Source organism: Erwinia sp. 198 (assembly GCF_003937915.1).
Lineage (GTDB): Bacteria > Pseudomonadota > Gammaproteobacteria > Enterobacterales > Enterobacteriaceae > Erwinia > Erwinia aeris.
Map to the genome: position 1 here is coordinate 166,357 of NZ_RHUM01000002.1, position 20,272 is coordinate 186,628.

At 57.8% G+C, this 20,272-nt stretch carries 16 protein-coding genes; 7 read left to right on the plus strand and 9 right to left on the minus strand.

Annotation, left to right across the window (positions count from 1 at the left end; all coding sequences use genetic code 11):
• Window positions 1–83 precede the first annotated feature (83 nt).
• Both EGK14_RS03260 and EGK14_RS03265 read right to left on the minus strand, forming a co-directional pair.
• Window positions 84–1,391, minus strand: a complete 1,308-nt coding sequence (locus EGK14_RS03260) for an MFS transporter (RefSeq protein ID WP_125287626.1) — start codon at window positions 1,389–1,391, stop codon at window positions 84–86.
• On the minus strand, window positions 1,388–2,818 hold the full coding sequence (locus EGK14_RS03265) for a M20 family metallopeptidase (RefSeq protein ID WP_125287627.1): 1,431 nt from the start codon (window positions 2,816–2,818) through the stop codon (window positions 1,388–1,390). The genes EGK14_RS03260 and EGK14_RS03265 overlap by 4 nt, the downstream gene beginning before the upstream one ends.
• Before the next feature lie 151 nt (window positions 2,819–2,969).
• On the opposite strand from EGK14_RS03265, the gene EGK14_RS03270 reads away from it, so the two are divergent.
• Complete coding sequence (locus tag EGK14_RS03270; RefSeq protein WP_125287628.1) at window positions 2,970–3,878, plus strand: LysR family transcriptional regulator; 909 nt, start codon at window positions 2,970–2,972, stop codon at window positions 3,876–3,878.
• 31 nt (window positions 3,879–3,909) lie between these two features.
• Here EGK14_RS03270 and EGK14_RS03275 read toward each other — a convergent pair whose 3' ends face one another.
• Both EGK14_RS03275 and EGK14_RS03280 read right to left on the minus strand, forming a co-directional pair.
• Complete coding sequence (locus EGK14_RS03275; RefSeq protein WP_125287629.1) at window positions 3,910–5,502, minus strand: ABC transporter substrate-binding protein; 1,593 nt, start codon at window positions 5,500–5,502, stop codon at window positions 3,910–3,912.
• Window positions 5,503–5,882: 380 nt separating this feature from the next.
• A complete protein-coding gene (locus tag EGK14_RS03280; RefSeq protein WP_125287630.1) occupies window positions 5,883–6,311 on the minus strand; it encodes an OsmC family protein in 429 nt (142 codons plus the stop codon).
• Window positions 6,312–6,435: 124 nt separating this feature from the next.
• On the opposite strand from EGK14_RS03280, the gene EGK14_RS03285 reads away from it, so the two are divergent.
• A complete protein-coding gene (locus EGK14_RS03285) occupies window positions 6,436–6,615 on the plus strand; it encodes a DUF2158 domain-containing protein (protein WP_125287631.1) in 180 nt (59 codons plus the stop codon).
• A 48-nt stretch (window positions 6,616–6,663) separates the two neighbouring features.
• Window positions 6,664–7,902 carry a peptidase T gene (gene pepT, locus EGK14_RS03290; protein ID WP_125287632.1) on the plus strand — a complete coding sequence of 413 codons (1,239 nt, stop codon included), beginning with the start codon at window positions 6,664–6,666 and terminating at the stop codon, window positions 7,900–7,902.
• Window positions 7,903–7,947: 45 nt separating this feature from the next.
• Here the strand turns inward: pepT and EGK14_RS03295 are convergent, their stop codons facing one another.
• From EGK14_RS03295 to EGK14_RS03305, 3 genes are all read right to left on the minus strand, one after another.
• Window positions 7,948–9,606 carry a methyl-accepting chemotaxis protein gene (locus EGK14_RS03295; RefSeq protein ID WP_125287633.1) on the minus strand — a complete coding sequence of 553 codons (1,659 nt, stop codon included), beginning with the start codon at window positions 9,604–9,606 and terminating at the stop codon, window positions 7,948–7,950.
• 206 nt (window positions 9,607–9,812) lie between these two features.
• Complete coding sequence (locus tag EGK14_RS03300; RefSeq protein WP_125287634.1) at window positions 9,813–11,342, minus strand: carboxylesterase/lipase family protein; 1,530 nt, start codon at window positions 11,340–11,342, stop codon at window positions 9,813–9,815.
• Between the two features lie 378 nt (window positions 11,343–11,720).
• Complete coding sequence (locus EGK14_RS03305) at window positions 11,721–13,049, minus strand: aromatic acid/H+ symport family MFS transporter (RefSeq protein ID WP_125287635.1); 1,329 nt, start codon at window positions 13,047–13,049, stop codon at window positions 11,721–11,723.
• Window positions 13,050–13,358: 309 nt separating this feature from the next.
• On the opposite strand from EGK14_RS03305, the gene EGK14_RS03310 reads away from it, so the two are divergent.
• The gene (locus EGK14_RS03310) at window positions 13,359–14,282 is read left to right on the plus strand and encodes a LysR substrate-binding domain-containing protein (RefSeq protein WP_125287636.1); all 924 of its coding nucleotides are present in this window, start codon (window positions 13,359–13,361) and stop codon (window positions 14,280–14,282) included.
• Here EGK14_RS03310 and smrA read toward each other — a convergent pair.
• Together smrA and EGK14_RS03320 are read right to left on the minus strand one after the other, a co-directional pair.
• A complete protein-coding gene (gene smrA, locus EGK14_RS03315; RefSeq protein WP_125287637.1) occupies window positions 14,279–14,845 on the minus strand; it encodes a DNA endonuclease SmrA in 567 nt (188 codons plus the stop codon). The genes EGK14_RS03310 and smrA overlap by 4 nt on opposite strands.
• 71 nt (window positions 14,846–14,916) lie before the next feature.
• Window positions 14,917–15,870: a sugar-binding transcriptional regulator gene (locus EGK14_RS03320; protein ID WP_125287638.1), complete on the minus strand. Its 954-nt coding sequence runs from the start codon at window positions 15,868–15,870 to the stop codon at window positions 14,917–14,919.
• 166 nt (window positions 15,871–16,036) lie between these two features.
• Between EGK14_RS03320 and dalD the strand changes: the two genes are divergently transcribed.
• Genes dalD through EGK14_RS03335 form a run of 3 tightly spaced genes read left to right on the plus strand, consistent with a single transcriptional unit; the run spans window position 16,037 to window position 20,259 of the window.
• Window positions 16,037–17,431, plus strand: a complete 1,395-nt coding sequence (gene dalD, locus EGK14_RS03325) for a D-arabinitol 4-dehydrogenase (protein ID WP_125287983.1) — start codon at window positions 16,037–16,039, stop codon at window positions 17,429–17,431.
• Between the two features lie 10 nt (window positions 17,432–17,441).
• The gene (xylB, locus tag EGK14_RS03330) at window positions 17,442–18,911 is read left to right on the plus strand and encodes a xylulokinase (protein ID WP_125287639.1); all 1,470 of its coding nucleotides are present in this window, start codon (window positions 17,442–17,444) and stop codon (window positions 18,909–18,911) included.
• Window positions 18,912–18,966: 55 nt separating this feature from the next.
• Complete coding sequence (locus EGK14_RS03335) at window positions 18,967–20,259, plus strand: MFS transporter (protein ID WP_125287640.1); 1,293 nt, start codon at window positions 18,967–18,969, stop codon at window positions 20,257–20,259.
• Window positions 20,260–20,272 lie beyond the last annotated feature (13 nt).

Below are 20,272 nucleotides of genomic sequence, written 5' to 3' on the forward strand. Positions count from 1 at the left end.
CTGGTTTTATAAGGCACGTATCTTTTGTTCCTGGGTTGCCAGCGTTTTTAACAAAGGCATGAAACTTTCGTTTCGGGCTGCTTTTATAGCGCTTCACCCCGCTCGCCCGTTTTTTCTTCTCCTGGCCTGATTTGACTTTTCAGTAGCGCCCAGCCGCTGAGCAGCGTCAGTGCCATCAGATAATAGCCCGGTGCCAGGCTGGTACCGGTCGCGCTAATCAGTAACGTACAGATCAGCGGCGCAAAACCCCCAAACAGGGTTACAGCGACGTTGTAACTAATTGCCATACCGCTGGCGCGCGTGGTCACCGGAAAGAGATCGGCCATCATTGAGGGCACCACGGAGAAGTAGACCGATTTCAGCAGCGCCAGCCAGCCGACCAGCAGCAGCAATCTGCCCGCCGTCGGCTGGTTCACCACCAGCGCGAAAGCCGGATAGATAGTCACCAACAGCAGCGATAGCGAGCCCCACATCAGCGGCCTGCGCCCGATTTTTTCCGCCCACAGCCCCATCAGCGGCGTGACCACCGTCAGAATTATGCCCGCAAGCAGCGTGGCGCTGAAGGCCGTGGTCGCCGAAAGATGCAGGCTTTTGGTGGCATAGGTCGGCACGTAGTTAAGCATATAGTTGATGCCGGTTGAGATAATCATCAGGCCGATCGCCAGCAGCATCAGGCTTTTCTGCTGCCCGACCAGCAGCCGAAGCGGTGAACGAATTTTCTCACGACGGCTGAAGCTTTCCGGCTCGTGCAGATGACGACGAATGTACAGCCCGACCGGGCCAATCAGCAGGCCGAAGGCAAAAGGAAGACGCCAGCCCCAGCTTTCCATCTGCGCCTCGCTCAGAGAGTGTGCCAGCCCAAGACCAAACGCCGAAGCCATTAGCGTGCTGGCTCCCTGAGTGGCGAACTGCCAGCTGGCGATAAAAGCACGGCGATGCGGGAAGTGCTCAACCAGGAAAGCCGTCGAGCTGCCGAATTCGCCGCCGGCGGAAAACCCCTGGATCAGGCGAGCCAGCAGCACCATCACCGGCGCGGCCAGGCCGACAGTGGCGTAAGCGGGCATAAAAACAATGACAGCGCCGCCCAGCATCATCAGGGAAATGGACATCAGCAGCGCTTTTTTGCGCCCGACGCGATCGGCGTAGGCACCCAGCACCACCGCGCCCAGCGGACGGATCAGAAAAGAAACGCCAAAACTGCCGAAGGTCAGCAGCAGCGACACCGCCGGATCCGCCGTCGGGAAAAAAGCCTGCGCGATATAGCTGGCGAAGAAACCATAAATCGCAATATCGAACCACTCCAGCGCGTTGCCGATACAGGTGGCGAACAGCGTTTTATACAGGCTGGGCGTGGCCGCTACAGAACGCTGCCGGCCGATTAATGTATTCATTGTGCGCCTCCCTGTTGCTGCCTGAACCGCTGGTGGCTGGCAACCAGTTCACTGCCCTTCTCACCCAAATCCCACAGCAGTCGGGTCATTATCTGCAAACCTTCACGCGCGATGGATTGCAGCATATGTTCATCCACGGCGTGCTGGCCACAGGCCGGATAGGAGTGCGGGATCCAGAGCGTGGGCAGGTTCAGAATATGCGCGAAGACGTCATTCGGCAGCGAACCGCCCAGGTTTGGCAGCAGCGCGGGCTTTTTGCCGCTGACCTGCTGCATAGTTTCCAGCGCCCAGCCCACCAGCGGATTGCGCGGATCGAGCCGGGTTGCTGGCGAGCCGCGCAGCATCTTCACTTCTACCTGGCTGAATCCTGCTGCGGCCAGGTGCTCACGCAGATGGCGCTCAATGTTTTCCCAGTCGGTGCCCGGCACAAAACGCAGCTGGCAGACCGCCGTCGCACTGCCGGGAATAGCGTTCATCGGCCGCGCCGGATTGCCCGTCAGAAAAGACAGCAGCTCCAGGGTGTTCCAGCCGTAGAGCCGTTCAGTGGGCGTCAACCCCGCTTCGCCCCATTGCGCATCGATCTGCGGGCCGTTGTCATCCTGTTGCAGGGTAATGTCGCTCAGGATCGCGCGGATCGCTTCCGTCAGCGCCGGCGGCTTCAGCGCCGCAACCTGAAGCTGGCCGTGCTGGTTCACCAGAGCGGAAAAAGCGTTCGCCAGCCGGGTGCCAGGATTGCTGAGCAGACCGCCCCAGTTGCCGGAATGGTAGTCGCGATCGCGGGCGTTGATGCTCAGGCGAACGTTTACCGCACCGCGCGAGCCAAGAAACAGCGTGGGCCTTTCGGCGCTCAGCCTGGGGCCGTCAGAGGCGATAAAAATATCCGCGCCGAGCAGTTCCGGGTTTTCGCGACAGATTTGCGCCAGACCGGGCGAGCTAATCTCTTCGCCCATCTCGAACAAAAATTTGCAGTTAAACCCCAGCCTGCCGCCGCGAGCCGCGTATACCTGTTCGAGCGCGGCAATATTGACCGAGTGCTGACCTTTGTTGTCCGCGCTGCCTCGCCCGTACCAGCGGTCGCCTTCTTCCGTCAGCCGCCAGGGAGTCAGCCCTTCGCGCCAGTTTTCATCGTCGCCGAACACTACGTCGCCGTGTCCGTAGCAGAGCAACGTCGGCAGCGAGGCGTCTTCGATGCGCGAGGCCAGCAGAAACGGACAGCGCGGCGCCTGGGGATTATCGATTGCGATTAGCTCAAAGCCCATAGCCTGCATTGCCGGGGCGATTTCCTGCTGCAGATAACGCTGGATCTCCGCCTCGCGGTTCTCCCGCTGGCTTTCGGAACGAATGGCGATGCGTCTGGCCAGCACCTGTTTAAATTCACCGCTGTCAAACCATGCCGTGGCCTGCGTCAGAAGCTGCTCGAGGGTCATAAATCACCTGTGTTTGCTTTAATAGCGTTATGGCTTCCATCTAAGCTAAAATCTGGCTTTGCCACAATTATAAAAATATCAAACAAGCTTTGCTGAAAAAGCAAAGGTTCGCTGCACTACCAGGCAGCATGCACCATAAAGAGGCAGAATTATGCTTAGTCCTGAAGTCCGCTATTTTCTGGCCGTCGCCAGTACGGGATCGCTTAGCGCTGCCAGCCAGCAGCTGTTTGTGGCCGTTTCGGCTATCAGTCGTCAGATCCAGCGTCTGGAGGCGGATATGGGTGCGCCGCTGTTTGAGCGTCATGCGCGCGGTATGATCCTTAACGATGCGGGCCGGATTTTTGAGGGCCACGTCAGGCGAAGCCTGCTGGGCATGGAGCAGGCAAAAGCGGAAATCAAAGGCCTGAAAGCGGTACGGCGCACGGCGCTGCGCATCGCCTGTACCGACGGTATGGCGTTCAGCCTGCTGCCGGGGCTGTGTTCGCGGTTCCGTCAGCTCAATCCGGCAGTCAGCTTTAACCTGACCGTAGGAAGCGTTGAAGAGGTAGCGGATATTTTGCGCCAGGGTGAATGCGACGCGGCTTTTCAGTTCAGCCTGCATCCGGAGCGCGGCGTCGAAGTGCTGGGCTCCTGGCCTGCGCCAGTGCTGATGGTGATGCGTAAAGACCATCCGCTGGCGGAAAAGTCGATCCGGCTGCAGGATTTATCCGCCTGGCCGATGGCGCTACCCGATCGCGCTACCACGGTGCGCCAGCTGTTTGACCTCTCCTGTCAGATGAACGGCACCTTTATCGAGCCGGTACTCACCTGCAATAATTTCAGCACGCTCTATGCATTTTTACAGCAAAACCCGCTGGCGATCACGCTGTGCAGCCCGTTCACGGTGCTGTTCCAACACGCCGGACTGGATCTGGCGCTGCGTTCTCTCGGGATCGATCAGCTGACCCAGCGTACACTGCAGGTTCAGACCGTGACCGGCCGTCAGCGTTCAGCGGCGCTAAATCTGTTCCTCGCCTATACCTGTGAAGAATTAGGCAAGCACAGCGGGAACGGACGCTGAAATGGTCCGCTCCCGCACCGGATAGCCGCGTCTATTTGAGATCGACCTGCCAGAAGAGATGCTTGCCAAAAGGATCAACCTGGTAACCCGTTACCTCTTTGCGTACCGGCTCAAAAATAGTGGAATGGGCAATCATCACCGCCGGCATTTGATCGTGCATCATCTGCTGCGCCTGGCGGTAAAGGGCCACGCGCTTTTGATGATCCTGTTCCGAGCGCGCCTCGGTAATCAGCGCATCGAACGGCTTGTAACACCACTTAGCCGAATTCGATCCGCCTTTCGCCGCGGTACAGCTAAACAGCGGTCCGAAAAAATTATCCGGGTCGCCTGTTGCGGTGGTCCATCCCATCAGCGCCGCCTGATGCTCGCCGTTTTTAACGCGCTGCAGGTACTCGCCCCATTCAAAGGTGACGATATGGGCATTGATGCCCACTTTTTGCCAGTCGGCCTGAATCATCTCCGCCATACGGCGTGCGTTGGGGTTATAAGGCCGCTGAACCGGCATCGCCCACAGCTCTATGGCGGTACCCGGCGCCACCCCCGCCTCTGTTAACAGCGCTTTAGCGCGCTGCGGATCGTAAGGATAATCCTGTAAATCGCTGGCGGCGCTCCAGACGTCAGGCGGCAGCAAATTTTTCGCCGTCGTGCCCGTACCCTGAAAAATAGCATCGATAATCGCAGGTTTGTTGATCGCCATCGCCAGCGCCTGGCGCACCCGGACGTTATCCGTCGGGGCTTTTTGCGTGTTAAAAGCCAGAAAGCCCGTGTTCAGCCCGGATTTTTGCATCACCACCAGATTGCTGTCCGCCCGTATTTTGGGCAAATCGGCCGGGTTGGGAAACGGCATCACCTGGCATTCATTTTTGGTCAGCTTGGCGAGGCGTACCGAGGCATCCGGGGTAATAGAGAAAACCAGCCTGTCCAGCTTCGCTTTCCCCTGCCAGTACTCAGGGAATGCGCGGTAAAGAATGCGCGAATCTTTCTGATACTGCGCGAGTACAAAAGGCCCGGTGCCAAGCGGATCGCTGTCGACCTTCTCTGGCGTGCCCGCTTTCAGCATGGCATCGGCATAGTCAGCCGAAAGGATAGAAGCAAAATACCAGGCCAGATCGGCCAGGAACGGCGCTTCGGCATGGGCCAGCGTAAAGCGCACGGTATGCTCGTCCAGCTTCTCGATATTTTTAATCAGCGAGCCGAACTCCAGGCTTTCAAAATTAGCGTAGGTGCCGCCGGAAACGTTGTGATAAGGGTGCTGCGGATCTTTCTGCCGCATAAAAGAAAAAATGACGTCGTCCGCGCCAAAATCGCGCGTGGAATGAAAATAGCGGTTGCTTTGAAATTTCACGCCTTTGCGTAAATGAAAGGTGTAGACGGTGCCGTCCGCACTGATATCCCAGCGTTCTGCCAGGCTCGGTATAAGTTCAGTGGTGCCGGGCTTAAAGTCCACCAGCCGGTTATAAACGGTCGCGGCGCTGGCATCCACGCTGGTGCCTGACGTATAAAGCTGCGGATTAAAATTTTCTGGCGACCCCTCCGAGCAGAATACCAGCGTGTTGGCCGCCGCGCCCGATGCCGCTGCCAGTAGCATAGCGGCTGTTACCCCTTTCAATACCGATTGCTTCATCCCTTTCTCCCCTGATTAATAGATTAGGTCAGTGCCGGATATCAATGCCGTGAAGCCTGAGTCGGAATCGAGCCGCAAACCACTATTAACCTTGTTTTATCCAAATAGCAAAGGGAATTGGGTTTACTATTTATCCATACAAATTACTGATGTTGCGGTTAATCCTGAACAGGCCACCCGCCCGAAGCGAAATAAATAACGTGTGGAAGATAACGTTGATTAAACAGACCTGCTGCCAGCATCGGCCGGCTATTCAGAGGATATTTCCCGTGGGGATTCAGTTAACGGGTAATTAGCAACACGTTGCCAGTGCGCTATAAAAAGATTTTCAGGAGAAAAACAGATAATACCCTGCCGGGCGGCAGGGTATCGGGGCCCGATTAGTTCAGCTTATAATCCAGCGTAATTTCCGCATTCATCAGCTGGGAAACCGGACAGCCCGCTTTGGCCTGATTGATGATTTCATCAAATTTGGCGCTGTCAACGCCCGGCAGGGCGATCTGGCTCTGCAGCGCGATTTTGGTGATCTTAAACCCTTCGCCAACTTTATCCAGCGAGACGTCCGCCGTGGTGTCAATGCTGTCCGGCACCAAACCTTCGTTGCCCAGCATTAGCGAGAGCGCCATCGAGAAGCAGGCAGCGTGTGCCGCGCCGATAAGCTCTTCCGGGTTGGTGCCCGGCTTGCCTTCAAAGCGGGTATTGAAACCGTAAGGCTGTTCTTTCAGCGCGCCGCTTTCGGTGCTGATAGTCCCCTTACCTTTCTTGATATCACCTTCCCAGTGTGCCTGACCTTTCTTATGAATAGTCATCAATATCCTCCCGTTTGCTTTGCGTGAAGGGTAAGTATAGTGACTTTTCAGCCGTTTGCTGACGAAGCGCTTGCAAATGCTCATTTACTGACCGTTAATAGAAGGAGACCACAGGAGAAATACCATGTTTAAAACTGATGATATTGTGCAAAGTAAAACCGGCGGCCCAAAGATGGTGGTGTTGCAGGTTAAAGGCGAGACGCTTTATTGTGCCAGAGTGGATGACGCCGACAAAAAAGAGATCGAGGTGCCTGCCAGCTCGGTCAACCTTTACCATGAAGACGGCGACTTTGGCGTCTGCTGATAAGCAGGGCCGTCCGGCCCTTTTCTTCTCTTAAGCACAGGATTGTCTATGTCTCATCAACTGGCCAGCCAGTTAACCAGCCGTTTTTTCCGCTATCTTGCTGTCACCAGCCAGAGCGATGCCGCCGCGACCAGCCTGCCCAGCACGCCCGGTCAGCAGACGCTGGCTAACCTGCTGGCGGAAGAGCTACGCGCCCTGCGGCTGGAAAATGTGCAAGTCGATGACTGCGCGACCGTTACCGCTGTCCTGCCCGGTAAGGCAGCGGGCGCGCCGCGTATCGGTTTTATCACCCATATCGACACCGTCGATGTCGGCCTCTCCCCCCATATTCACCCGCAGATTTTGCGCTTTGAAGGCCAGGATCTCTGCCTGAACAGTGAACAGGAGATCTGGCTGCGGGTGGCTGAACACCCGGAGCTCGTCCCTTATCAGCATGAGGAAATTATCTTTAGCGATGGTACCAGCGTGCTGGGTGCCGATAATAAGGCGGCCGTTACGGTAGTGATGACGCTCCTGGAAAATCTCCGTGATGCGGCGACGCATGGCGATATCCTGGTCGCCTTTGTGCCCGATGAGGAGATCGGCCTGCGCGGCGCAAAAGCGCTGGATCTGGAGAAACGCTTTAACGTCGATTTCGCTTATACCATCGACTGCTGCGAGCTGGGCGAGGTGGTCTATGAAAACTTCAACGCGGCGTCGGCGGATATCCGCTTCACCGGCGTGCCGGCGCATCCGATGTCAGGCAAAGGCGTACTGGTGAACCCCCTGCTGATGGCCTGGGATTTTATCAGCCATTTTGACCGCCGACAGACGCCGGAGCACACGGCCGGACGCGAAGGCTATATCTGGTTTAATGAGATGACGGCAAACGCGAGCGAGGCAAGACTAAAAGCCTCTATCCGTGATTTCAACCTGACGGGCTTTGCGCAGCGCAAGCAGCAAATCAACGAGGTCGCCGCCTTAATTGCCGCACAGTATCCGACCGGCAAGGTGGAGGTCAGCATCAGCGAGATCTACAGCAATATCAGCAACGCTATTGGCGAAGACCGGCGAGCGATAGATCTGCTGTTTGCCGCACTGGAGACGCTGAACATTACCGCGAAGGTTACGCCGATGCGCGGCGGCACCGACGGCGCGGCGCTGTCGGCGAAGGGCCTGCTGACACCAAACTTTTTCACCGGCGCGCACAACTTTCACTCCCGCTTTGAATTTCTGCCGGTCTCCTCCTTTGTGAAGTCTTACCAGGTGGCAGAGCAGCTTTGCCTGCTTGCCGCGCGGCAGGCATAAAAAAAGCGCCGGGTTACGGCGCTTCAGGCTAAGGCATAACGAGGATCAGAAAGAAACCCAGTCATCGGCGCTGGCTTTCGCCACGGCTGGCCGTGCGCTAATCGGCGCGGCCTTGACGTAAGGCGTCGGTGACGGCCTGGCGGCTGTAGCCGGTGAGAGACGGAACTTAGAAACGGAGAGCGTCAGCTCTTCGGTCTGGCGTGCCAGCGCGCTGGCGGCTGTAGAAACCTCTTCCACCAGCGAGGCGTTTTGCTGCGTCACGCTGTCCATTTCGGTAATGGCGGTACCAATTTGCGAAATGCCCTTGCTTTGCTCTTCTGAAGCGGAGGCGATCTGCTTCATGATCTCCACGACTTCCGCTACCGCCTGTAACATGTCGTCCATGGTGCTACCGGCTTCGCCAACCAGTCGGGATCCCTGATTTACGCGAGTAACGGAATCCGCGATCAGCGTTTCAATCTCTTTAGCCGCCCCGGCACTGCGTTGGGCAAGATTGCGCACTTCGCTGGCTACCACGGCGAAACCCCGGCCCTGCTCGCCTGCCCGCGCCGCTTCTACCGCTGCGTTCAGCGCCAGGATGTTGGTCTGGAAAGCGATGCTGTTAATCACGCTGGTAATTTCCGCAATCTTGCGAGAGCTGCCGGAAATGCCCTGCATGGTATCCACCACGTCTTTTACCAGCTTGCCGCCTTTGCTGGCAGTCGTTGAGGCACTCTGCGCCAGTTCGCTGGCCTGACGCGCGTTGTCGGCGTTGAATTTCACGGTGGCCGTTAATTGTTCCATGCTCGCGGCGGTTTCTTCCAGCGCGGCGGCCTGCTGTTCAGTGCGGGAAGAAAGATCGTTGTTACCGGAAGAAATCTCCGCCGCGCCACGGTAGATATTATCCGTACCGCTGCGAATGGCGCTGACGGCTTCACGCAGGCTATCCTGCATGGCACGCAGCAGCGGCATCAGTCTGCCAACGCAGTTGCGGCCGGTATCTTCCAGCGGATGGCTCAGGTCGCCCTCGGCGATGCGGCGGAAGTGCTCGCGCATTCCATCCAGCGGACGCACCAGCATTTTTACCAGGTAGCGGTCGGTAAAAAGCAGGATCAGCAGGCCGGCAATCACCGCCATGACAATGATCATTTTAGTCATGTCGGTCAGGTGATCGACGGTGACCCGCGTGACGTCCAGCTTCTCGCCAGCGGCAAGGTTGAATTTATCCACGCTGGCACCAAAAGCGCGGCTGAGCGGCGGCGTCACGCTGGCGGCATGACGACGAAAATCGTCCGGCGACGCCTGCTGCGCCAATTGCATCTGCGGCAGAACCCCTTCGTCCAGCAGTTTCTGCCAGTTGGCGATAACGGCGGCAGCATAGCCTGGCGCCAGTGGGCCTGGCGCTTCGGCTTTGAAATCGGCCAGCAGCGTGGTCATGTTATCCAGCGCTTTTTGTACCGAGGCCATATCCGCAGCCGCCGTTGGGCTTCCCGCCTGGCGAGATTCCACTGCGCGTGTCAGACGAGTAATAAAGCGAAAGTATTGATCGTTGCCCTTGCTCAGGGTGGTCATCTGGTTCACCAGCTCACGGTCAACCTCGTTACCCTGGCCCAGCGAATTCAGCGCGCAGACGCTGTAAATACCCACCGCCGTCCACAGCAGGCAGAAAAGCCCGAGGATCGACAGCAATACGCTGCGGATGGTAAAATCTTTTAGCAAATTCATAACTACTCCGTAACGATGTTAAAACCCGAGTGCTCGTCCTGCGTGGTGGACGCTTGACAGGGGTTATCGGCATCGCCTACAAAATCATGAGTAATTATTTCTTTCTTATTCAGGGCGTTACTGACCATGGCACAGCGTTAAGTCCTTGCTGCGGCTCTTATTTGTTTTTTAGTCCGTTAAAACCCGGCCGGACAATGTTAAAAAAATTATTCCCGGAGTTTAACAATATTCTTCATCAGCAGGCGAAACAGCTGCATTCGCCTGCGCATAAAGTTTTTCTCCAGCCTGAGCGTCGGGCCCTTTTCGCCGAAGCGCATCATCACGTCTGCGCCAGGCTGCCAAACCGGCCAGTCAGGTTCGCCTTCGAGCCGGTGAGAAAAGAGGCTGGCGTGGCGGGCAAAATTCAGCCAGTAACCGCTCACCTTTTTAGCAAACTCGCGATCGCCTGCGGTAAAGGGGCACTCGCTCATTTGCGTGGTCAGCTCGTCAAGGGTATTCAGCGTATAGGGGATCTCATTGCCGTGCCAGGTCCCGTCAGGATAAAGGTCGCGTGAATTTTCCGAGACGTAATCAAAGTAGTAGCGCCAGACAGGAATACCTTTGCGGGCGTGGGACAGCGCGGCGATATAGCCCATTGCGGTGAAGGTCATATCACGCGCCACCTGCCTGCCGAGCTTATCGTCATCGTACAGGCCATCGTACAGCAGGCGGATCATTTTCATACGCAATCCCAGACGCTGGGTGGCGCGCAGCTGCCGGATAATCAGCGCCGGATCGACCCCGAAATAGCTGAGAACGCTGGCCTCATCGCTGTTGCTGCCGATCATTAACGGCAGTTTGTGCTGGGCGGCATTGTTAAAGACTGTCAGCATGGGTACGGGTAAAACCCGATCGCCCGCTATCGCTACCGGGCCGTTAGCCAGCGAACTCTCCAGCGGCCAGAATGCGTCGGCAGGCAGCGCGCGCAGCTGTCCGGCCGTGGCGTGCGGCAAATCAAAATGGCGGGCCAGCTTTTCACCGTTTGCCAGCGCCTTTTCACGCGGCAAATCGGGCAGCGCATAGGGGCTTTGCGCGATGCCTTTATGGAACAATCCGACCGAAAGCGGCGAGGAGAAAAGCGAAAGCACGCTGCGCGCGCCGGATGATTCTCCAAAGATCGTCACGTTGTGCGGATTGCCGCCGAAGGCAGCAATATTACGCTGTATCCACTGCAAAGCGGCGATTTGATCCAGCAGCGCAAAATTATTGACGACCTCGCCCGGCGCATACTCCTTATCCAACGCCGGATGTGCAAAAAATCCCAGATGACCCAGCCGATAGTTAAGGGTTACCACCACCACGCCCTGCGAGGCCAGCGGCTGACCGATATAGGGTGCCAGGCCCGCCGCGCCGATGGTAAAACCGCCGCCGTGGATCCAGACCATGACCGGCATGGGGCCGGCCGGCTCCGTTTCCGGCGTCCAGACGTTCAGATAGAGACAATCCTCACTGAACGCGCCCGGATCGCCGCCGCCCACCGCCATGCAATATTGCCGGTTCTGCCAGCTGGCCGCCCCCCATGTCGTAGCGTCGCGCTCTCCCTGCCACGGCGTTACCGGCTTGGGCGACCGCCAGCGATACTCGCCGACAGGCGGGGCGGCGTAAGGTATGCCTCTGAAAACAAAAACGTTCTTATCCAGACTGCCGCACAGGGTTCCCTCTGCCGTCCTTATGCTTATTAAGCGTTCGTTTTTCATTGCTGCGTCCTGAGTAATCTGCTGACTATTATTTGCAAGCGCCACGGCAAAGTCCAACAGGCGACCTCATTTACAGAAAATGCTTACGGTCTATTAACACTCAGACAAAGTATTTTAATTTTTTTATTATAAATCAATTAAATACCATTTATCGCACCGTTAATTTTATGCTTTAATTTGCAGCCTGCCGGTCAACAGAACCAGGAAAGCAACGGCGTTCTTTTACAGGGCGTAAGAGGATATTTACAGCCAAAGTCAGCTAAAGCCGCGCCGTTTCCGACACGGATGTGATAACAAAAGGGCGATGGCTGGCTGGAAGCTATTATCATATCGTTTCCGACAGGCTTCGATAACGAAATGGCGACGGCTGACCGAAAACTATTCTTCGTTACGCTGGTGGCCGAAGCGGTATTTCGCCAGCAGCATCAGCGAGGTCAGTACCGCCGGAATGGCCAGGCTGGAGAACACTTCCGTAATGTGCCAGCCCATTGCCAGCATCTGCGCGCCGGCAAAGGCGCTGAGAATAGCGCCCATGCGCCCTACGCCGTGCATCCAGCTGGAACCGGTCGCGCGGGCGTGGGTAGGATAGTAGCTGGCCGACAGCGCGTTCATACCGGTATTAGCACCGTTAAGGCAGAAACCGCTGCAAAAAGCGACCAGGCTCAGGATTAGCGTATTTGCCGGCGCGTAGCCAATCGCTACCGTCGCGATAGCGCCGGTAAAATAGATGGCGGCCAGCGCCAGATTGGCGTTAAAGCGATCCATCATCCAGCCGGCAAACAGCGAACCAACGGTACCGCCGGCCTGATACATGGCGGTCACCAGCGCGGCCTGAGTGACGGTCATGCCCATATCTTTCACCAGCGAAGGCAGCCAGCTGCCGATCAGATAGACCAGAAACAGCCCCATAAAGTAGCTGCCCCATAGCAGCACGCTGCCGGAGAGATAAGGGCGCGTCAACACCAGCTTCACCGCGCCCTCGCGCTGCGCTTTTTCCACCATGGCGAACTGGCTGCCCTGCTGCACCTGGCCCGGCGCCATTTTTTCAACAATCTGTCGGATACGCTCTACGGGCGCCTGCCGCGAAAGCAAAAAGCGCACCGATTCCGGTAATCCTTTCAACAGCAGCGGGACGATCAGCAGCGGCAGCAGGCCGCCTAAAATCAGCACGGCGTGCCAGCCGTAATGAGGGATCAGCCAGGACGCAGCAAAGCCACCGCCCGCCGCGCCGAAGGTAAAGCCGCAGAACACCACGGTAATAATGAAAGCGCGCTTGCGATCGGGAGAGTATTCCGCCACCAGCGTGCCGACGTTGGGCATGGCCGCGCCCAGCCCAAGGCCGGTAAGAAAGCGAAACAGCATCATCTGATCGGCGTTATGCGAAAAAGCGGTCGCCAGCGTCCACAGGCCAAAGAAAAAAACGCTGCTGATGATGATGACGCGACGGCCAAAGCGATCGGCTAGCGGGCCGGCAAACAGCGCGCCCAGCGCCAGACCGATCAGCGCGGCGCTGATGATAGCGCCCAGCTGCTGCGTGGTGACGCCCCAGGAAACCTTAAGCGCCGGCGCGATAAAGCCCATCAGAGCAATATCCATGCCGTCCATCGCCACCACCGCAAAACAGAGAGCGATAATACGCTGCTGATAGCGACTGACGCTGCCTTCGTTGATCAGGGTGCGGACATCTGTCGCAACAATACTCTCCACGTTAGCGCTCCATGGCCAGCAATGTGCAAAGCGGCTGGCGTCGGTTCCGAAAAAAAGTGTTGGCTATCATAACGGATTGTTATCGATTTCACCCAGTGAATTACCCGTTTGCTTAGCAATTCCCCCGCAAAAAGCAAGCATCCGCAAGGAAAAAAAGGGCTTTTATCAGTAAAGGTGATGAGGCTATTGCCTCCGGGCAGCGAAAAGTGATGGAAAAACGCTATTATGTTAATGAAATTTTGCAATAAGGTTAACAGTATTCCAACGCGCCGCTTGCCTGCCCGCTGCCTTGCTGGCTACGCTGCAGTTATGGAAAATAATTACCTTTTTAATCAGCGCATTCGTCTGCGCCATCTGCATACTTTTGTCGCCGTGGCTCAGCAAGGCACGCTGGGGCGCGCCGCCGAGGTGCTGTCGCTTAGCCAGCCTGCGCTGTCAAAAACGCTGAACGAGCTGGAGGAGATGGCCGGGGCCAGACTGTTTGAGCGAGGCCGTCTTGGCGCGCAGCTGACCACGGCGGGCGAGCAGTTTCTGACCCATGCAGTACGGATTCTGGATGCGCTTAACCATGCCGGGCAGTCGCTCAGCCCCGTGGTCGCACGCGATCCGGCAGTGCTGCGCATCGGCGTGCTGACCACGGTAGCGCTGGGAATGCTGCCTTCAATCCTGGAACGCTTTCATCAGCAGCAGCCCAGAACGCTGGTTCAGGTCGCTACGCTGCACAACAACGTGCTGCTTGCCGGACTGAGAGCGGGCGAATTTGAAGTAGGCATCGGCCGCATGGCCGAAACGGAAATGATGACCGGCCTGACCTATGAGCTGTTATTTCTGGAGTCTTTGCGGCTGGTGGTAAGGCCCGAACACCCGTTATTAAGTGACAACGTCACGCTGTCGCGAGCGCTTAGCTGGCCGGTGGTAATTTCGCCGGAGGGCACCGCGCCGCGCCGTATCGCCGATGCGATGCTCAAAGATCACGGCTGCCGCCTGCCGGATGCGGTAGTGGAAACCTCTGCGACCTCGCTCGCCCGTCAGCTGGCGCTTCGCTATAACTATGTCTGGTTCGTGCCTTCCGGCGCGATCAAAGATGACCTGCTGCATAATGCGCTGGTTGCGCTGCCTGTCGCCTCACATGGGCCGGGCGAACCGGTCGGCATTATTACCCGTACCGGTGCGCCCCTTAGCCGCAGCGCCGAAGTGCTGATGGCGACCATCCGTAAATCCCACTCCGGCTAGCGGCTGCGCTTGGCGTGCCGTTCGCGGTTGTCCAGGCGCGCCTGCTCGCTTTTACGTAGCCCCACATAGCAGGCGCCGTTGCCGCCGTGCTGCGGCTGAGCACTACAAAACGTTTGTACCTGATCAAACTGCTGTAGCCAGCGCGCCAGATAGCTGCGGACGATATTGGCGTGCGATTCGTCCTCTTTGCCTTTGCCATGCACGATCAGCAGATTGCGGTAATTTTCACGCTCCGCCTGCAGCATAAAGCTGTAAAGCGACTGCCGGCAGATTTCCACCGGCTGACGCAGCAGATTCAGGCTGGCGTCAATTTGATATTTACCCAACCGCAGCTTATCCAACACGCCCTGCTGGATCCCCTCCGCTTTGTATTCCAGCGGCGTTTCCCGGGGGATAACGGTTAAAAAGCCGCTGGTCAGCGGATTATCCAGCTGCTGCTCTTCCTGGCGCTGGCGGGACGATTTCGTCGAAGGGGATTTTAACCAAAGAATGTTGCTGCAGTCCTTGAGCGGCGTGACGTCTTCCATGGCGTCTTTAAACAGGTCTTCATCATTAAAGCTCATGATACAGGTCCCCGGTGGCCACGATTAAGGATAGTGTAATGGTATCCTCACCGGGCCGCTCTGGCAAAACTTCAGGCGGATGTCGCCAGCGCATAACGCGCGCTCGCCTCGTCGGTGACCAGCCCGCTGATCCAACCGCCCTTTAGCACGGCGGCTATCGCCCGATGCTTTTCGCTGCCTCCCGCAAAGGCGACGATATTGCGTTGGGTGTGGGCCGTCAGCCGCACGCTGGTCAAACGGCTGTCCAGATCGGTTGCCGCCCTTTCGCCTTCTTCGCCGATAAAATGGCCAAGCATCTCTGCGGCCACCCGATCCGCCAACAGCGTGGCCACTTCATCGTCGCTGATAAAGCCGTCCGCATTCAGCGGGCAGCCCGGCGAAACCTGACCAATGCCGACAAACATAATATCCGCCTGGGCGGCCTTCTCCGTGACGGTGCGGTAGATGCGATGATTGCACCACAAATCGCGATCGTCGACGCTGTCGGCATACAGCGGCGCGGGCAGGATAAAATAGCGTCCCTGGGTTTTTTCCGCCATCCACAGCGGCACATCGTAACGGGTACAGGAGCCGTCGCTGGCGATAGCGCCGATTAACGATACGCAGCTGTGCTGAGGCCTGTCCAGCTCTGGCAGCTCGTTAATAGTGGCACGCAGGGTTCTTCCCGATCCTACCGCGACAATTTGCGGCCGCTCGCTTTTCAGCGTTTGCGCCATCACTTCTGCACCCGCTACGGCAATCATCTGCTGTAAGCCGTCGCCTTCCACATTGCCAGACGGCACTACCTGACAAAACGCCAGGCTGAATTTTTCCTGCAGCTGCTGCGCCAGCGTCATGCAGTCGGCTACGGCATGATTAACGCTGACGCTCACCAGCCCCTGCTCTGATGCCAGCGCCACCAGCCGCTGCGCCACCTGACGCGATACGCCAAGCTTTTCAGCAATATCCTGCTGGGTTTGTCCCGCCACGTAATACATCCAGGCAGCTCTGGCCGCCAGATCCAGCTTTTTGTCGTGCTTGCTCATCGTGATATCCCGCTCCTTAAGCCCGGTCCGAATAATTGCCCGATTAACGGGCAAAAGCAAATTTTGTGATCGCTCCCGCAGACCGCTGGTAAAAAATTCACCAGGCTGTAACGCAACCAAGCAAAAGCTCAACACAAGAGCAAAAGCCCATTTACAGGAGAGAATGATGACCGCTGCTTCCCCCTCTGTCTGGCTACATATTGGCGCCGGTTCTTTTCACCGCGCCCATCAGGCCTGGTATCTGCATCGTCTGTTGCAGCAGGACGGCCCGCGCTGGGAAATCGCGCTCAGCAATATTCGCGATGATGCCGTTCCCTTGCTGAATGCCCTGACGCAGCAAAACGGCGAATACGTGCTGGAAACGGTCACCCCGACAGGCGAACGTCAGTATGAGAAAATCACCTCAATCAAACATATCGTCCCCTGGGATGCCGGGCTGACGGCCATGGTTGCGCGAGGGGCGGATCCCGCCACGAAAGTGATCGCCTTTACCGTCACCGAGAGCGGCTATTACCTGGATAGCGACCATCGTCTCGATCCGCGTCACCCTGATATTACCGCAGATTTGCAGGGCGAAGCGCGTACGCTTTATGGCGCTTTACGCCGCGTTTTGCAGGCGCGAATGCAGGCGCACGGTCAGCCGGTTACGCTGTTAAACTGCGATAATCTGCGGCATAACGGCGAGCGTTTCCGTGAGGGCTTTCTCGCTTTTCTGCGTTTATGTCACGACGATGCGCTGCTGGACTGGGTAACGGAGCAGACGACCTCGCCTAATACGATGGTGGATCGCATCACTCCGCGCCCGACGGCGGATATTGCCCCGCGCGTGTTGGAAGCGACCGGTTTTGCCGACGGCGCGCCGGTGATGGGCGAAGCCTTTATTCAATGGGTGGTTGAAGATAATTTTGCCGCCGGACGACCGGCGCTGGAGAAGGTCGGCGTGACCCTGGTCGATACCGTTCTGCCGTGGGAAGAGGCGAAAATCCGTATTCTTAACGCCAGCCACAGCTGTATTGCCTGGGCTGGGACGCTGGTCGGACAGGACTTTATTCACCAGAGCACGCGGACACAGGCGATCAAAGAGATGGCCTGGGAGTACGTGACCCAGGACGTTATTCCCTCGCTGTCGCCCAGCCCGCTTGAGCTGGAGACGTACCGCGACGTAGTGCTGGCCCGCTTTGCCAATCCTTATATCCGCGATACCAACCAGCGGGTCGCAGCGGACGGCCTGTCAAAAATTCCGGGATTTATTACGCCAACCCTGACGGAATGCTACGCCCGTGGCGAGACGCCTCGCGCGACGGCAGTGCTGCCCGCGCTTTTCTTCCTGTTTTTACAGCGCTGGCATCGCGGCGAGCTTCCTTATGTCTATCAGGATGGCGCGCTGGAAGCGGAAAGCTGGCACCGCCTTATGGCAAGCCCGGACGCGCTTGCCCGTTTTACCGCCGACGAGGCGCTGTTTGGCCCGCTTGCCCACGATGACGCTTTTGCCACGCTGCTGGCGGAGACGGTTGCCACGCTCGATGAATGGGCCAAAGTCCCTCAACCGGTGAATGAGTGAGGAGTCGGTAATGTATCTCGGGATCGATCTTGGCACCTCTGAACTCAAAACGCTGGTTATCGATGCCGCAGGCGAAATCGTGGCCGCCAGCGGTGTAAAACTGGACGTACAGCGGCCACAGCCCCACTACGCGGAGCAGGATCCGCACAGCTGGTGGCTGGCGCTGGAGCAGGCCATTGACGAGCTGCGCCAGCGGACTGGCTGTCGCTGGCAGCAAATTCGCGCCATCGGGCTTTCCGGCCAGATGCATGGCGCGGTGCTGCTGGATCCTGAGCATAAGGTTTTGCGCCCGTGCATATTATGGAACGACACGCGTAGCGCAGCCGAGTGCGAGGAGCTGACGCAACGGGCTACCGACCTGCACAGCGTGGCGGGCAATCTGGCGATGCCCGGTTTTACCGCCCCGAAGCTGCTGTGGGTCGCTCGCCATGAACCCGAGATTTTTTCTCGCATCGCCTGCGTTCTGCTGCCTAAGGACTATCTGCGCTGGCAGATGTGTGGCGAAATGATCGGCGATATGTCCGATGCCGCCGGCACGCTGTGGCTGGATATCGCCAGGCGCGACTGGTCGGACGCCCTGCTGGCGGCCTGCGGACTGAACCGCGATCGGATGCCGCGGCTTACGGAGGGATCGCAGCCCGGCGGCAGGCTACAGGCTGACGTCGCGCGACGCTGGGGTCTGCAGGAAGGCATAGTGATTGCGGGCGGCGGTGGCGATAACGCGGCCAGCGCGGTTGGGCTGGGGGCGATCGAACCCGGCGACGCTTTTATTTCCCTTGGCACCTCCGGCGTGCTGTTCGCGGTCAACGATCGTTTTCGTCCCGCGCCCGACTCGGCCATACACGCTTTTTGCCATGCCTTGCCCGATCGCTGGCATCAGATGAGCGTTATGCTGACGGCGGCCTCCAGTCTGCGCTGGCTGTGCGGGTTGCTGAACGTCACCGAAACCGACCTGCTGGCTGAGGTAGCGGCGCTAAGCGAGACGGTTCAGCGCAGCGCCCCGCTCTTTTTGCCTTACCTTTCCGGTGAACGTACGCCGCATAACGATCCGCAGGCCACCGGCGCTTTTCATGGTCTGACCCATGCCACTAATCGCGCAGCGCTGGCCTACAGCGTGTTGGAGGGCGTCGCCTTCGGCATTGCCGACGGCCTACAGGCATTGCGGGCGGCCGGCACCGAGCTGGAAAGCTGTTCATTGACCGGCGGCGGCGCGCGTAGCGGATTCTGGGCGCAGCTGATTGCGGATACGCTGGATCTCCCTATAGTCACCCATCAGGGCGGCGAAGCGGGCGGCGCGTTGGGCGCGGCGCGTCTCGGCTGGCTGGCCGACGGCGGCGATCCGGCCGAGGTCTGCCGTAAACCTGCCGTGCTGCGGCGCTATCTGCCCAATGCGCTTCGTCATCATTATTTGCAAAGGCGGCTCGACCATTTCCGCCTGCTCTACCAACAGCAGCGCGATGCTCGCGTATTCGGTTTCTGAACACTGATGCGGACGCATCAGGCGTCCGTCACCTGCATGCCTGAGAGGAAATATGATGAAATCAGCCACTAACTGGTTCGGCCTCCCCTTGTCGTTAATATGGGGTTATATCGCTATCGCCGTCTTTATGAGCGGGGACGGCTTTGAAATGGCCTTCCTGTCGAAGCACATTACCGATCTCGGCTTTTCGCCCGCGCAGTCTGCGCTGGTGTTCACGGTTTACGGCGGCGCAGCGGCGCTGGCGGCCTGGAGCTCCGGCGTAGTCGCGGAGATCATTACGCCGCAGCGCGCAATGCGTATCGGTTTTCTGCTGTGGGTAGTGATGCATATTCTGTTTATGACGCTGGGCCTGGGGCTGCGCAACTACCCGCTGATGCTGCTGTTCTATGGCATTCGCGGTCTCGCCTATCCGCTGTTCATTTATTCGTTTGTAATGCTGATTGTGCAGAACGTGCCTAAACACCAGCTCTCTTCCGCCATGGGCTGGTTTTGGGCGATGTATTCCATCGGCATCGGCTGCGTCGGCAGCTATCTGCCCAGCTTTACCATTCCCTGGCTTGGTGAAACCGGCACCCTGTGGTTTGCTATTGCCTGGGTAGCGGCGGGCGGGCTGATGGCGATGACTTTGCTGCGCAAGGTCGGCGGCGAAAGCGAAAAAGCCAATCTTTCCCCGCGTGAAAAGCTGACCGAGCTGTCGCGGGCGGTGACTATTCTCTTCACTAACCGTAACATTTTCCTGGCCTGCCTGATCCGCATTATCAATACGCTGTCGCTGTTTGGCTTTGCGGTGATTATGCCGATGCTGTTTGTCGGTCGCCTGGGCTTTACCATGTCGGAATGGCTGCAAATCTGGGCGGTATTCTTTTTCGTTACCATCTTCACCAATATTATGTGGGGCGTGCTGGGCGAATATATCGGCTGGATCCGTCAGGTGCGCTGGTTTGGCTGTCTGGGCTGCGCGATATCCAGCCTGGCATTCTATTATCTGCCGGTGACCTTTGGTCATAACTTCTGGATGGCGCTGGTGCCCGCCGTCATGCTGGGTATTACGGTTGCGGCGTTTGTGCCAATGACGGCGGTATTTCCCGTGCTGGAGCCGAAGCATAAGGGGGCGGCGATTTCCATTTACAACCTCTCCGCTGGCCTGAGCAATTTTCTTGCGCCCGCGATCGCCTCGCTGATACTGCCCTTTTTTGATATCAAGGGCGTGGTCTGGACCTACACCGCGCTTTACCTGTTTGCCGGGGTGCTGACATTGATTATTCAGGTAGAGCAACCTTCCAGAAAAAGCGCTAAAAGCAACCTTAATAACTACGGTTCAACGGCCGTGACGCCTGATAAAACGTAGGTTTGGCTTTTGA